Here is a 15847-nt window from a genome sequence, read left to right as displayed (position 1 = left end):
AAGGGCTTAAAAAACATACTTTATTGGTTGCGAATAAAACGTTGGGTGGAAAGTTCGTCCATAAATAACTGTTCAAGTTTATTATTCCTCACTTCTCGTGCCTGACGCTTTTTATCTAACAACATTTCCACAGCTTTGCGTTTGCGCTGTTGGGCTAGCCAAAGGTCTCTTCGTTGCTCAGCAACTAAAACGGCCTGATTATGTACTTGCATTTGTTGCTGGCAAGCTTTGTCTAACTTGCCGATAAAAGAGTGCAATTTGTTAAATTTATCGATATTGAGTATGCCTGCACTTTTCATTTGCGTCTGACGTAAATAGTCCAAGCGGTAACCTTCCAAACTAGTCAACTTCTGCTTGTTCATCTCGGCATGCTGTTGTGCTAATTGAAAATCATGGGCAAGACGATCTTCTTTGTCTTTTTCCCACCTGGCGACTAATTCTAACTGACGTTCTGCCATTAACCGTTACCTAAGCCCTTAGTCAAAGACAACATGGCTTCCATACATTCATCATAAGGCAAGATTTGTTTCATGCCTTGTTGCAAAAAGGTGTTGATGACGGGTTCAGCAGCTATGGCTAAATCCATTCTAGGGTCGCTTCCTTTGGTATAGGCACCGATATTAATTAAGTCTTTGTTCTGTTGATAATTGGAATACACTTGCTTAATCCGACGACTGGCCATTAGGTGTTCTTCACTGACTACCATGGGCATAACACGACTAATTGAAGACTCAATATCGATGGCCGGATAGTGCCCGGATTCAGCTAAATTTCTAGACAGTACAATATGCCCATCGAGAATCGCCCGTGCTGAGTCAGCGATAGGATCCTGTAAATCATCCCCTTCGGTTAATACCGTATAAAACGCAGTAATAGAACCTTGCCCCTCTTTACCGTTTCCGGCTCTTTCCACTAAAGCTGGCAGTCTGGCAAACACCGAGGGTGGATAGCCTTTGGTGGCGGGTGGTTCACCCACGGCTAAAGCAATTTCACGTTGCGCCATTGCATATCGTGTTAACGAATCAATTAGCAATAGTACGTTTAACCCTTTATCTTGAAAATATTCAGCTATTGCCACTGCGGTTTCACAGCCTTTGAGGCGCATAAGGGGGGATGTATCTGCTGGTGAGGCCACTACTACCGACTTTTGTCGTTCTTGATCGCCCAAAATATCTTGAATAAATTCTTTTACTTCTCGGCCACGTTCTCCCACCAAGCCAACCACCACTACATCTGCTGAGGTGCCACGGGTCATCATGCCTAACAGCACACTTTTCCCCACACCACTACCTGCAAACAAGCCCATGCGCTGACCTTCACCAACGGTGATCATCGAGTTAATGGCTCTCACGCCCACATCTAAGGGGTTCGAAATAGGTTTTCGAGATAATGGGTTGATAGGTGGTTTACTTAAAGAAACACGTTTTTCCGCTTTGATCGCCCCCAACCCGTCTAGGGGTTGGCCATTGCCGTCTACAACTCGTCCTAACAAAGACATGCCGACAGGTAACCCTGGTTCACGGGAAAGAGGTTCCACTCGAGAACCAGGAACAATCCCTTTTACCGCTTCAGTGGGCATTAAATAGGTTATATTTTCGGCGAACCCAACGACTTCTGCTTCGATCTGTCCATCTACCGTTTGTACTAAACATTGGCTCCCAACGGGCATTTGACAGCCCACGGCTTCTAGAGTGAGGCCAATACCTCGAACTAGCTTTCCTGAAGCAACAGTATGTGCCTCGGGGACTTGGCTTTGTAATGATTTAATTCGCTCGAGTAGTTTTTCCGACATCTTTTAGGACTCACTTTCGATATCACTTAGGCCTTGTTCAAGCAAAAACTTATTAAGTACGTCTTTAACTCTTCGCTCAACAGAGGTATCAACGGCATTGGTTTGTGTGCTGATATCGCATCCGCCTCTAGACATACTTGGGTTTTCCACAAATACCCAAGCATTTTTTTCAATTTGCTCAGCCGTAAAACGCTCTTTAACCAATTCAATATCGTCAGGGTGCATATGTATTTGATATTGAGACTCGTGGATGGGAAGTGCTTTTAAACCTTCGTTTAACGCATTAAATAGAATTTCTGGGTTAGTTTGTATTTCGGTTCGAATTACCGATTTTGCTAAAGAAACGGCCAATTTAACTAATTCAGACTGTAACTCTTCTTCTACTAAAGATACGGGCTGATGTAACTGTTCCATAAGTGTCTGCCAAGCCTCAATATGCGACTCAACTTGTTCTTTTCCCTGAGCTAAACCTTCTTCTAACCCTTGGGTTTGGCCTTGCTCTTTACCTTCTTCTAAACCTAGCTCCTTACCATCTGCATAACCGGCTTCATGACCTTCCTTCTTACCTTGTTCAAAACCTTCTTTGTAAGCAGACTCGCGTATTTGCTCAATTTCTTCTGCAGTAGGCGGCAAAACGGTTTCTTCAACCTCTGGTGGTTCATACTTCCAGGTGCGCTTTCGATCAAAAACATTGGTTTTGGTGTCGGTGTTTTCAAATGTTTCTTCTAAGATCGGCAATTCCCAAGCGGCAATATCATCGTCACTTAGGGTATGTTCATCAGTATCTTTTGCAGTCACATTTTTGTCCGTCACATTTTTATCCGTTTCATTAAAGCTAGCTAATTGAGAGTGGCTTTATAAGAACTCTTCGCCACCGCCGCCGCCAAGCATAATTTCGCCAGAATCAGCCAGTCTTCTAGCCACCGATAAAATTTCTTTTTGCGCAGTTTCGACTTCACTGATGCGAACCGGACCTAGGGCTTCTAAGTCATCAATTAACATTTCAGCGGCACGTTTAGACATGTTTTTGGTAATTTTGTTTTTCAGTTCATCATCAGCGCCTTTGATTGCTTTGAGTAATGAATCCTGTTGCACTTCACGCAATATTGCTTGAATTGCACGATCATCCACATCCGCAAGGTTGTCAAAGACAAACATTAAGTCTTGGATCTGCTGACTCATTTCCTCGTCTTGTTCGCGTATTGCATCCATCAACTGACCTTCGATATTGGTATCAAGATAATTCATGATATCCGCCGCTGACTTCAAGCCGCCCATTTTCGCGGCTTGTGTGCCCGCTTGACCGGCAAATTGTTTCTCCATAATTTCATTTAGTTCTTGCAAGGCAGCTGGCTGCACTTCTTCAAGATTAGCCACACGCATCATCAAGTCTAAACGCACTTTTTCTGGGAATTGTGCCAGTATTTCTGCCGATTGCTCAGCATCTAAATAGGACATAACTATGGTCTGAATTTGCGGGTGTTCGTTTCGGATGATACTGGCAACTTGTTTAGAGTCCATCCACTTGAGAGAATCGAGACCTTTAGCTCCACTTCCCATTAGTATTTGGTCAATCAAGTTGGCCGCTTTATCTTCACCTAATGCAGCGGTTAAAGCGCGTTTCACGAAGTCTTGGCTTTGGAAACCAATGGTGCTGTAATTCTGTATTTCTTCGATAAAATGTTTATGCACAGCGGTAATTTTAGGCTGGGTCATATCATCGATTTGCGCCATGGCTTGCCCTAAACGTTGCACTTGTTTGGGCTCTAAATGCTTAAGAATTTGAGCAGCGTCCTCTTCTGATAAACTCAAAAGTAAAATTGCGGCTTTATCTACACCTTCTAATTTTCCAACGTCATATCCGCTGGATTCTGGTAATTCTTCTTCAGGCATGTCTATTCCTACTCATCTTGCATTAACCAGCCTTTGACTACCTGAGCTGATAATTCAGGTTCATTGGCGACTAGAGCGCGAACCGCTTTTAATACATCTTCATCTTTGTGTAAATCAGGTAACATCAAAGAACCATCAGCCGCAAAACCAACTTGTCCTTCATCAAACTCTTGAGACAACATACTAATAGTTTCATCTCCTAAGTCCAATGCGCTATCAACATCAAAGTCGTCGCTTTCAGTGGTATCTTGAGGATTAATTAGTCGACTCAACATAGGTTTAACTAAAGCAAATATTAGTACGATAATAATAAGGGCGCCAGCCGCTACTTTTACCGTTTGTGCAAACCATTCTTCTTTATAATAAGGGACTTCAACAGGTACAAAATCATTGTCACGACTAAATGGAATACTTACCACTTCTAAGGAATCTCCTCGGGTAACATCAAACCCTATTCCACCTTGCAGTAAACGACGAATATTAAGCAGCTCTTGTTGCTCCCTTGGTGAAGAAGACTGTGTGCCATCTTCCGCCACTTGGTTCACATAATCGACAGCAACAGACACACTCAATCGTTTAATAAAGCCCGTCTGCTGTTTAGTATGACTAATTGTAGTATCTAACTCGTAATTGCGGGTTTCTTCTTTTGAATTTCTACCGGGTAAGGTTGTTTGTGAGTTGCTACCGGTGGCATTTTCCGGAATGTTAGAGTCTAACGGGGGTTGATTGGTTAGGGCACCTGGAATACCAGCAATTGCGCCACCTACACTATTTTCCTCCACCAACATCTCACTGCGTATAGCCGGCAAATCTGGGTTGTAACGGCGCTGGGTTTGTTCAACAGCGGTAAAGTCCATTGTTACATCCGCTTGAGCGGTGTAATTACCGAGCCCTAAAACGGGTATCAAGATCGAATCAATCTTTTCTAAGTACGCATTTTCCCGTTGTTTTTCTAATTCATATTCTTTTCTAGAACGAGCTGAAGCTGCATCTTGAGAGCCTGAATTAAGTAAACGGCCATTACTATCTGTTACTGTAACTCGACTTGGTTCCATGCCTTGCACCGCTGAGCCGACGATATCGATAATGGCATCCACTTCTTCATTAGACAAACTAGAGCCACGCCCAGAGGTAACAACGACAGTGGCACTGGCTTTTTTCTCTCTTCGTGCAAAAACATTTTCGACCGGTAAAGCAAGGAGTACTTTAGCTCGTTTAACGCCATTTATTTCTTCAATGGTGCGCGCAATTTGCTGTTCCCTTGCGTGCTTTAAACGCTCTTTTTCAACTCGTTGTGAAACCCCAAACCCCATATCTTGCATGATGATTTCAGCACCGGTGTTTTCAGAGGAAGAAGAGAGACCTTGGCGAGTCATATTTAATTTGATCGCTTTGTAGTCGCTTTCCAATACTTTGACAACGTTACCTTCAAGTATGTAGTCGGGGTAATTCTGATCAAGGTAATCGAGGGTTTCAATAAGTTCTTGGGTTTCCATTTTCCCCAAAGGACGGTAAGTAGGTTCTTGTGCCCAAATCACGATAAAAATCGCAATAGCGATACAGATCACTAGCGCAATCACTATGGTCACTTGACGCATAATGTCTACATTGCCCAATGCGTCCATAAAACCAGATTTATGCTCTAATTCTGTGGAATCTGAATAATTGTCATTGTCACTAAGTGCAAGCTCAGTGCTAGTTGCCTCGGCCACGAGTTATCCTCTTGCTAAGTTAAACGGGCATGTTCATGATTTGTTTATAAGCTTCTAGCACTTTGTTGCGTACCTGCACGGTAGCTTCAAAAGCAATGCCTGACTTCTCTTTAGTCAACATCACATCTGCAAGGCTCATATTAGGATCACCCATCTCAAATGCGATCTGTTTGTTTTTTGCATCGAGCTGCATATCGTTCACAGTGTTTATCGCCTGACCTAACATTTCGGCAAAGTTGTGTGAAGAAGGATTGGTGCCAGGTAGCTGCGCAACGTCCATTTGTGCATTGGACGCCATTGCCTGCATTTCTTGATATAAAGATTGTGCTTTGATTTCCATGTGTCGCTCCGGTGGTCAAATCAATAGGCTTTGCGAATGTCAAAAAAAATGGCAAAGCATGAATTTTTTACAGCTATAGCTTGACTAAGCAAACTCAATGCCAACCTTTTATATCTATAAATATCAATAAGTTATGATGTTTGTCATTTTATTGACGGAGTGCAGTTTCCCCACGACTTAAGCTTGGCTAAGCTGAGTAGAGCTTTGAGATTTACCGGAGTAAGTTAACAGGAGGATTAGAAGAGGTATGAACTCATCAGAAAAACTAAAAAAATAGCCGTTGGTTAACGGCTATTTTTTGGGTATTAAATCACTAAGCAGGTAGTTCGATCCCCACTTCGCGCATACGAGCTAGTTTGTATCTCAAGGTACGAGGACTAATGCCCAATCGCTCTGCTACATCTTTACGTCGACCGTTGCACGACTGCAAAGTGTCTAGAATGATTTGATGTTCTTGATGACGTAATTCGCTGCCTAATTTACTATCATCCACCTCGGCTTGATTTCCTTGTTCAGCCACCATAGTTTGGCCAGTCTCAATTTCGATCATCAAATCATTGGCATCAATCGTTTCACCATCAGATAAAATTAACGCGCGTTGGATCACGTTTTCCAACTCTCGTACATTACCCGGCCAAACATGCTGCATTAACTTACTTCTAGCTGAAGCGGTTAAGCTCGGAGCAGGCTGATTACCGTTGTAATGTCTTTCTATCATGTGTTCTGCTAGGGGTACTATGTCCCCTGCTCGCTTATCCAATGGATGCCACATTAATGGGAAAACATTTAATCTGTAGTATAAATCCTCTCTGAATTTACCATCACTGACAACTTGTTTTAAATCACGGTTACTAGTGGCAATCACTCGCACATCTAATGCGATAGTTTTGCGGCCACCTAATCTTTCCACTTCTTTTTCTTGCAATACACGCAATAGTTTTGCCTGCAGTGCTAAATCCATTTCAGTAATTTCATCTAATAAAATACTGCCACCTTGGGCCAATTCAAACTTACCCGGAGAGGCTTGCAATGCACCGGTAAACGCGCCTTTTTCATAGCCGAACAAAGTTGCCTCTAACATATTCTCAGGAATAGCAGCACAATTAATGGCAACAAATGGCTGATCTTTGCGGCTAGACTGATCGTGAATATATCGCGCTAACACTTCCTTACCCGAACCACTAGGTCCTAAAACCATTACGGTTGCATCCGAGGTAGCAACTTTCTTAGCTAAATTAAGCAAGTTAATACTAGTTGGGTCGGCAGCAATAGGATTGCGAGATTCAACTTGTTGAGCTGGAGCATAACGTCCAACTAAATTTAGCAGTACTTCGGGACTAAATGGTTTTGATAAATAATCAGTTGCGCCATCACGCATTGCTTGCACTGCATCATCAATTGTTGCATAAGCCGTCATCAATAAAGTCGGTAAGTTAGGGTATTTATTTTTAATACTGCGCAATAATGTTAGGCCACTCATTTCGCCCATTTGAATATCACTTACGACCAAGTCGACTTTATGTGAACTTAGCTTGACCATCGCTTGTTCAGCCGAGCTTGCCTCTATAACCTCGTAACCACCAAGTAATAGGGTATCGACTAATGCCTCTCTTAACCCGGCATCATCTTCTACAATTAATATGCTGGTTTGACTCACGATTTCTCTCCCAAAGCCTGTTTAGTTGTTTGACTTGAATTAATGATAGGTAACATGAGGCTAAAACACGCTCCTGCGCCTGGCATATTTGACACAGTAACCGAGCCACCATGGGACTTAGCCACAGTTGCGACTACTGAAAGTCCTAAGCCTGTACCATGACTTTTTGAGGTATAAAAAGGCTCAAAAATGCGATTTAGACACTGTGTATCAACGCCTGGGCCGTTATCTTGTATGTGCAAGCTCACCTGTTGACTGTCGTTTAAACAACTAATAGTTATTTGGCAATCTTCAGGCTGAACTTGAATCGCATTGTGAATAATATTTTGCAGTGCCCCCAAAAGCGCGGGTTTATTGCCTAATATTGTTAATTGCGGGTCAATATCTTTGACGATTAACTGGGCGTTAGCTTGTTGAACCATATTCTCTGAGGAAACCAATAATTCTGATATTAGCTCTGTAACAGAGATATTTTGTACCACTTGCTCTTCACCACTTTTAGCAAACAACAACATGTCGTTTACCTGACCTTCTAAATCTTTCAACCTTAGCATTAGCTTTTCGCCAAAGCGCTCACGAGCACTATCACTAAGTTGATTGCTGGCTAAATTCGATGCGTATAATATCGCGGCAGATAGCGGCGTACGGATTTGATGAACAATAGATGCAACGGTTTTTCCTAAGGAAGACAAACGTTGCATGTGGCTAATTCGCTGCTGTAATTGTCTAGTTTCAGTCAAGTCAGTCAGCACGATAAGCTGGCCTGGTTCGGCTGTTAACGGCGTAATGGATAATTTTACTTTTCGGCCATCATGCAAAGAGACCTCATGACCATCATCAGCTTGTGGTTTAAAAGAGCGGGCGATGATTTTTCGCCAAGCTTGGCCCTCTAACGGCTCACCTAACAAGGCTTTAGCTAAGGCATTGGCTTGTTTCACTTGCCCTTTTCCATTAATTACCACCACTCCGGCAGGCATAACCTGTAACAGGTGCTCAAGCCTAGTAGCTTGGCTTTTTAACTGCTCAAATTCTTGTTTGGACACTTCAGTAGTTGATGGGGTGTTTGATTGAGGTGCGACTGAATGTGAAGCACGATCACCTAAATGAGACGATGTTATAGAGCTAATTTCGCTCTGTTCGTCTGCATAGGATATGTTGAATGCACTGTCGAACGCCATAAAGTCCTCACGTCAAAAATATTACTTATGGTGAGTATTTAGCATATCCCATGCCAATTATTTTACCCTATATATCAATAGGTTAAACGAATTCAAACGGAGAATAGAACGTCAACAAAATGACGGGAGTGTATTTTAGTCTAAAAAAACTAAGGAAACTAATTTAGGTAAAGATTAAACCCAACAGATTTAGTCGCGGACAATAGCGTATTTTCGCATCTTTTCAACAAGGGTGGTACGGCGCATACCTAGGGCTTCTGCTGCTCGAGCCACTACCCCATCTTGTTGGTCAAGGGCTTGATTGATCATGCTGATTTCAAGCTCTGATAAATATTCTTTTAGATTCATACCGTCTGATGGTAATGCTGAATTGGTGTTCAATTCAGAGTTTTGATTAATCTCCTGACTACCATTGGAATCGGCAAATTCACTTTCATCGCTATCAGTGGCTTCATCATCACTTGTGTCATTAAACAAAGCGATTATAGCTTCACGTTCCAATAACTCTTCAGGGTAATCGGGTTCAAAGTTGTCGCCATCGGTATATTGGTATTTAGAGGGTAAATCAGTTACGTCTACCACTTGATTGGGGTATAAGATCAATAATCTTTCGACGAGATTGGAAAGCTCACGTACATTGCCGGGCCAGAGGTGCTCCACCAGCGAATTAATCGCATTTTCGGTAAAACGCAAAGACTTCTCATTTTCTTGCTCTAGTCGTGATACCAATTCTTGCAACAACAAGGGAATATCTTCTTTACGCTCTCTTAAAGCAGGGCTTTCAATGGGAAAAACATTCAAACGATAATATAAATCTTCTCGAAAGGATCCTTCAGCGATCATATTTTCGAGTTCTCGGTGTGTAGCGGCCACAATACGAACGTCACATTTAATGGGTTTATTACCCCCTACTCGCTCATATTGACGCTCTTGTAAAACCCGCAGCAATTTAACTTGCATTTGCAAAGGCATATCGCCAATTTCATCTAAGAAAAGCGTACCACCTTCGGCCAATTCAAAACGACCTTTACGTGAATTGATAGCTCCAGTAAATGCGCCTTTTTCATGACCAAACAGCTCACTTTCGAGTAGTTCAGCAGGAATGGCACCACAATTTACAGGAATGAAAGGACCACTATTTCTATTCGACAAGAAATGTAGATTGCGAGCAATGACTTCTTTACCTGTGCCAGACTCGCCTAATACTAAAACATTCGCGTCAGAACTTGATACTTGCTCAATTAGGTGGCGAACATTCTGAATTTCTTCGCTTTTCCCCACTAAACTACGGAATAATTTGGTTTTACTAGTATTCGTACTTTTGGCTGGCCGTTTACGTAAGTATTCTTGACATCGATGCAGCATCTGAGTCAAAACGGGATAGGTTACGGGCTCTTCTAGATGTCCGACGATATTAGCTCTAAATTCAGCATCTGTTTGTGCATTGCCAATAACAATAAAGGGTTGGGCTGGAAATTTGCTTACTACATCATCGGTAAGCTCGGGGGAGTCGAAATCGATAATAACCGCTTCAAAGCTATCTTGTTTTTTCAACGCAGACATTGCTTCGGAAAAAGGAACCTGGGCACAACGTTCGCCTAAAAAAGACAAGATTGTTTTGAGATTATTGGCGCGCGACATATGCCCGCTGATAATCAGAATTGTGCTCATCCTTTCCCCAACTTTGTTATTTTTATTTTTTGTATTCAAGGGTGTGTCAAATCCAAGTAAAAGTTTGCCAAGCTTGTCTACTTTAAAATAGGTGATAACACATTACCTATTCGCGCAGACCGTCTACTCAAAGATTAGCGTATATTTTTACTCATGTCAGCAACCTATAAAATGAAACTGAAACACACATGCCGATTCTATCTTGATTTTAAACATTCGTTGTCGGATAGCAACAACCAATTTTTATGTTTATGAATAAAATCAGTAAATTGAACAAAATAAAAGCAGCCTTAGCTGCTTTTATTTTTGCTTACTCTGTTTGAGATTAAGTAAAGCTCTTTGTGAGAAACTTAACTCAATAATGACAATACTTGTCCTTGCTGTTGATTCGCTTGAGATTGCACAGACAAAGATGCTTGGCTTTGAATACCGGTAGCAATACTATCCGCTGTTGCTTGTGCATAGTCCGTATCTTGCAAGCGACTTCTAGCAGCTGAAACATTCACGTCAGTTTGACTTAGATTACGTGCAGCACTGGCAAATTGATTCTGAGTCGCCCCTAAATCAGCTCTCGCCCCACCCACATATTCCAAAGCGTTGTCTGCAATTTCCAAGGCTTCTTCAGCGCCTGCGGATGTCGACACGTCGATGTTTAACACATCATCAAGTTGAGCTGCCACATCTTGTGTGCCTACGCCTATGCGTTGCCCTGCGTTAGCTCCCACTTGAAAATCAATACTACCTTCTTCTGACAACAAGGGTTTTCCACCAAAATTGGTTTGCTCAATTGTCTGGGTAATGTTGCTTTGTAGTTGAGAAATTTCCGATTGCAGCGCTTCTCTATCTGAGTCACTCAGAATGCCATTACCGGCTTGAACGGATAACTCACGAATTCGATTCACATCGGTGTTAATTCCTGACAGGCCGCCTTCGGCAACCTGAGATAAAGAGACTCCATCATAAGCATTGGAGATAGCTTGCCTATTCCCCTCTACTTGCGTGGTTAATCGAGCAATGATCTGTTGCGCAGCAGAGTCATCGGCAGCACTATTAACTTGCTTACCTGAAGCCAGCTTTTCAAACAAGGTTTCTTGCTTTTGTTGTAACTGCTGTAAAATTGATGAATTGTTACTGGTATCAAGATTGATCATAAATTTTCTCCTCTTACACCTATAGTTAAGGATAGCAAAATATCGCCGATAAAGTAAGCAATCGGCAATCAACTTAGGCTAAGCTAGGTATTGATATTCATAACTATGTATAATTATTCATCATAAAAGTATGATTCAACTAAACACGATTGACTCAGATACCATCAAGGGGTCACAATCATCCTAAGTATTAAATATCAATAAGTTAACGCTTTAACAGGAAAAACACGCCAGTGACTGCACTGGTCAATTTTAACGGGTTAGCTTGTGGCGCCATTAAAAATTAGAAACCATGCTTAAAAATATACGACTACACATTGAAAAAGATGAAGAGAAACAAAAAGATTTAGATCAAACGTTGGCTGCAACTATTGTTGAGATGCAGCATACGAATATCAATAGTTTTGCTCGAAACATTCCTTCATTGGTGCCAACGATAAAATCCACTTCATTACAAAACCACTCTCTATTTTGTAATAAGTTTGGTGAAATCAATGTTGTCGATTATGGTGTGGGACGCACATTATATGGCTTCCATCCGTTACAGGAAATCACTCAACAGGTTCAACGTTTCGAACAACACAGTCCTGTTATCTCGTTAGCTGAAAACGCCACAACGTCAACTGTGACAGATGAACCAAGCAAAGGCTCTTTAGATTTTCATACCCTAAATGCATTTCAAGTTAGGCAACAGCAACCCTCGTTACCTGAAGAAATTGAATGTCTAGTGGTTTTAGGTTGTGGATTAGGTATGCATCTACCTCTTCTACTTAGCCAACATAAAATCAAAAACCTTGTGATTTATGAACCACAAATTCAATACTTCCAATGCTCATCCTTAGCCATTGATTGGTCTGAAATTTTCGCTTTAGGGAAAAAGAATGGAACCGCTATTTTCTTACAAATAGAAAAAGATGGCCGCAACATTGTTGACGATATTCAACAATTACAAGAGCACGAGGGCATTAGTAAGTTTCGTATTTTCAAACACTATAATCACCCTATCTTTGATGCCATTTTTAATGAGCTATCACAACGTTCATGGTCAGATATTAAAAAGAACGGTTTTAAAGTCAGTGAAACTGAAAACTATCTCACCTATGTGCCGAGCTGGACACCAGAAGTAAACTTGCAACAATGTGCGCCAGTTTCGGAAAAACAACAAAGGTTTGAGAAAAATCTAAAGGCCTTCGAGAAGTACTATCCGGAAATTTACAAAAAGTTTAAAACATATAAACCGGTTCATTGGTTACCCATTAAATCCCAAGAAGATGAAGTTAATTTATTAAATAAAGAAAACCTGACAACTTGGTATGGCGAATCCCCTATCCACGACTGCCAATTAAATTTTGACAATTTTTACTCTCAGCCAAATAAAGATGGGTTAGTTTTAGGTTACTCTGGTAAAAAGCTGGCGCATTACGAGCACTATAAATTCGTAAAGAAAACTGAAGAACTGTTAAAGCAAGCCGAAGATGAGATTGGCGAACTACCTAGTACAGTAGCGTCCATCATCATGTTTGGTTTGGGTGTCGGTTACCAACTTGAACACTTATTAACAAACCACAAAGTTGAAAAACTATTTATTTGTGAGCCAAATTCCGACTTTTTCTATGCCTCACTGTTTGCCATCGATTGGTCTGCAATTTTTGAAAAAATTGAAAAGACTAATGCACGAATTTATTTAAATATCGGTGATGACGGATCTCATTTATTTAGAGATTTATTGAGTCAGTTCCACTCAATAGGCCCCTATATTCTAAACAATACCTACTTTTATCAAAGCTACTATAACTCCGCATTGAACAGCGCAATTGGCCAACTCCGCGAGCAGTTGCAAGTGGTAATATCCATGGGCGAATATTTTGATCATGCTTATTATGGCATTGCTCATACCAAAGAGGGAATGAGGCGCAAGATCCCAGTACTAACCAACAATCCATCTGCAAAGCTAAGTTACGATGACAAAGAAGTGCCAATATTTATAGTTGGCAATGGACCGTCGTTGGATAGCTCGATAGAAGCGATTAAAGAATGGCAAGACAAAGCAATTGTTGTAAGTTGTGGAACCGCACTTCAGGCCTTGCATCGAAACGGTATTACCCCAGACTTTCATGCAGAAATTGAGCAGAATCGTTCTACTTTTGATTGGGCTGTTGTAATAGGTGATCTAGACTACCTTAAAAAGATTACCCTAATATCATGTAATGGTATCCACCCTGATACATGTAACTTATATAAAGACGTTCTAGTTGCTTTTAAAGAGGGAGAATCTTCTACTGTATCAGCCCTAAATGTTTTAGGGTGGGAGAATTTTGGAGTACTACAAAACGCATTTCCAACTGTAAGCAATTTTGCCTGTGATTTATTTAGTCAAATAGGTTTTAGTACGATTTATTTACTGGGTGTAGACCTTGGTTTTGTCAATGTAAAACACCACCATTCGAAGTCATCTGGCTATTATAAGAAAGATGGCCAAGAAACCTATGATTACTCAGAAAGAAATAACACATCATTGGTGGTACCGGGTAACTTTAGACCTTCGGTTAATACAAAACACGAATTCAAAGTTTCTCGTCAAATAATTGAACAAGTTACAAATGCAAAACCTAAACATCAAATTTTTTATAACTGCAGTGATGGTGCAAAAATTCAAGGCACTATTCCGGTAGAAACAGATAACTTATTGATTGTTTCATCTATTGAGCAAAAACAACAACTGATTAAATCTCTTAAAGAAGGGGTTTTTTCAACTAATGGCCTAGAAACATTTGTACAAAAATTCGAAAAACAATATTCACATTCACTTTTAATTAAAGAATTAAGCGATTTAGAAACATTAGTCGAACAAGACATTTCCACACCAGAGAAAGTTAACCAACTTATTAATAAACAAAAAGAATTATTGTTTCGTTCATATAAAAATGGAAAGTCATTATTATTTTATTATCTATACGGAACAGTTAATTATGCCAATGCAGTTTTAACAAAATTGAGCTGTTCTTCGAATTTGCAATCATCCCCCTCCGCATCACTTGTATCAGCGAAAGACTGTTGGCATTCAACTTTAAACTCCATAAAAATAAAAGTTGACGATTTCCAAATAGAAGATTTCGATATTTCAATTTCATTTTTCAATAAATGGCAAAAAGAAAACGTTTATTTAGAGCAACAAAATAGACAGAGCTTTCTCTTGGTCGTATCTTCTGATCAAAATTTTAATAAAAGTTTAAAATGGATATTAAACAAAAACTTTTCTTATTTAACCAATTATCTAATCATAGAAAGTACTGATAAGTTTGCTGCAAACTCGGATAAATTACCCGATTATGTCATCTATTATCAAAATATACAGGGCCCAATTATTAGAGGGACAAAGTCGACAATAATAGTAAGCGATAATATCAACTTGAGGTATGAAAACGTTACAGTGCTTCCACTTCTCATTAAAGATAAGAGTATTATCCACGACACTTTTTACGCAGCTAATGCTACAATCAGGGCGTGCTTGAGTGCCCACAATTGCGACTTCATACTAGGAAAGCATAGAACATATAATGAAAAAATATTTAACGATGACAAAATTCTATTTATCGAAGAGGATTATGTAGCCTATGATTTCCCCCTATTTGTGTGCGTATTTTTAAAAAATAAGCCATCTAAAATTAAACCTTTGTCTTTAACTGGCACTAGAGGTACAAAGTTAACTAATCTAGTAACAAAAAGAGATCTCCTACACGAAGTTGCTCCTAAAGAAGATATTGAGAAAAATCAAAAACGAGGAGTCAGTATTCTTAACGATGAGCATTATGAGCAATGATAGACTGCCAAATCAGTTATTTGAGTTTTGTTTTAATACGAGTCGATAATAAAAGACTTGATTCCCAATTACTGTCAATAGTTATGAAGTGGGGCGTATGAAAATTCCAGCATCAATTGAAATAGCCCAAAAAGCACGAGAGTTAGAGGTTAAGGGTGTAAAAATAATAAACTTAAGTGTAGGGCAGCCTGATTTTAAAGCTCCAATAAATCAGAAAACTTTGCGTAAAGTCCTTAACTCCAGTAATCACAGTGAATATAGTTCATCTTACGGTACCTCAGAATTACGCAAACTAATTTCCACACTAGTAAATAAAAAACATAACCTATCATCTAGCCCGAGTAATGTAGTTGTTACACCAGGAGCTAAATTAGGTTTATTATATGCTATCAATGCTGTTTGCCCAAAAGACTCAGAGGTCATTATTCCAGAACCCTGTTGGATGAGTTACAAAGAGATTTGTGAATATTCAGGCGTCCACGTTAAGTCCATTTCGGGTAAACAAGAATGCAAATTCATTCCCACTCTCGATGAAATTTTAAATAAAATAACTTCTGCGACATCAGCAATAATCATATGTAATCCCGTTAACCCAAGCGGAGTCTGCTGGCCTAAAACAACTCTCAAAAATTT

At 40.3% G+C, this 15847-nt stretch carries 12 protein-coding genes; 2 read left to right on the top strand and 10 right to left on the bottom strand.

Annotation, left to right across the window (positions count from 1 at the left end; all coding sequences use genetic code 11):
- Positions 1-20: 20 nt before the first annotated feature.
- From fliJ to ABJV04_RS16905, 10 genes are all read right to left on the bottom strand, one after another.
- Complete coding sequence (gene fliJ, locus ABJV04_RS16950) at positions 21-458, bottom strand: flagellar export protein FliJ (RefSeq protein WP_348492772.1); 438 nt, start codon at positions 456-458, stop codon at positions 21-23.
- A complete protein-coding gene (gene fliI, locus ABJV04_RS16945; protein ID WP_348492771.1) occupies positions 458-1792 on the bottom strand; it encodes a flagellar protein export ATPase FliI in 1335 nt (444 codons plus the stop codon). The genes fliJ and fliI overlap by 1 nt, the downstream gene beginning before the upstream one ends.
- 3 nt (positions 1793-1795) lie before the next feature.
- Positions 1796-2605 carry a flagellar assembly protein FliH gene (gene fliH, locus ABJV04_RS16940; protein ID WP_348492770.1) on the bottom strand — a complete coding sequence of 270 codons (810 nt, stop codon included), beginning with the start codon at positions 2603-2605 and terminating at the stop codon, positions 1796-1798.
- A 42-nt stretch (positions 2606-2647) separates the two neighbouring features.
- Complete coding sequence (gene fliG, locus ABJV04_RS16935; protein WP_303470190.1) at positions 2648-3685, bottom strand: flagellar motor switch protein FliG; 1038 nt, start codon at positions 3683-3685, stop codon at positions 2648-2650.
- A gap of 8 nt (positions 3686-3693) precedes the next feature.
- Positions 3694-5397, bottom strand: coding sequence for a flagellar basal-body MS-ring/collar protein FliF (fliF, locus tag ABJV04_RS16930; RefSeq protein ID WP_348492769.1), 1704 nt, complete (start codon positions 5395-5397; stop codon positions 3694-3696).
- 19 nt (positions 5398-5416) lie between these two features.
- Positions 5417-5737, bottom strand: a complete 321-nt coding sequence (gene fliE / locus ABJV04_RS16925) for a flagellar hook-basal body complex protein FliE (RefSeq protein ID WP_348492768.1) — start codon at positions 5735-5737, stop codon at positions 5417-5419.
- 313 nt (positions 5738-6050) lie between these two features.
- Entirely contained in the window at positions 6051-7394 is a 1344-nt protein-coding gene (locus tag ABJV04_RS16920) for a sigma-54 dependent transcriptional regulator (protein WP_348492767.1), read from the bottom strand.
- Positions 7391-8572, bottom strand: coding sequence for an ATP-binding protein (locus ABJV04_RS16915; protein WP_348492766.1), 1182 nt, complete (start codon positions 8570-8572; stop codon positions 7391-7393). The genes ABJV04_RS16920 and ABJV04_RS16915 overlap by 4 nt, the downstream gene beginning before the upstream one ends.
- Before the next feature lie 189 nt (positions 8573-8761).
- The gene (locus ABJV04_RS16910; protein ID WP_348492765.1) at positions 8762-10243 is read right to left on the bottom strand and encodes a sigma-54 dependent transcriptional regulator; all 1482 of its coding nucleotides are present in this window, start codon (positions 10241-10243) and stop codon (positions 8762-8764) included.
- Between the two features lie 350 nt (positions 10244-10593).
- The gene (locus tag ABJV04_RS16905; RefSeq protein ID WP_348492764.1) at positions 10594-11394 is read right to left on the bottom strand and encodes a flagellin; all 801 of its coding nucleotides are present in this window, start codon (positions 11392-11394) and stop codon (positions 10594-10596) included.
- Positions 11395-11686: 292 nt separating this feature from the next.
- Here ABJV04_RS16905 and ABJV04_RS16900 point away from each other — a divergent pair, with 292 nt between their 5' ends.
- Both ABJV04_RS16900 and ABJV04_RS16895 read left to right on the top strand, forming a co-directional pair.
- On the top strand, positions 11687-15214 hold the full coding sequence (locus tag ABJV04_RS16900) for a 6-hydroxymethylpterin diphosphokinase MptE-like protein (RefSeq protein WP_348492763.1): 3528 nt from the start codon (positions 11687-11689) through the stop codon (positions 15212-15214).
- A gap of 97 nt (positions 15215-15311) precedes the next feature.
- Positions 15312-15847 (top strand): aminotransferase class I/II-fold pyridoxal phosphate-dependent enzyme (locus ABJV04_RS16895; RefSeq protein WP_348492762.1); only part of this gene is annotated, 536 nt, incomplete at its 3' end.

Source organism: Aliiglaciecola sp., assembly GCF_039982535.1.
Lineage (GTDB): Bacteria > Pseudomonadota > Gammaproteobacteria > Enterobacterales > Alteromonadaceae > Aliiglaciecola.
This window is presented reverse-complemented; position numbering and strand designations above follow the sequence as displayed.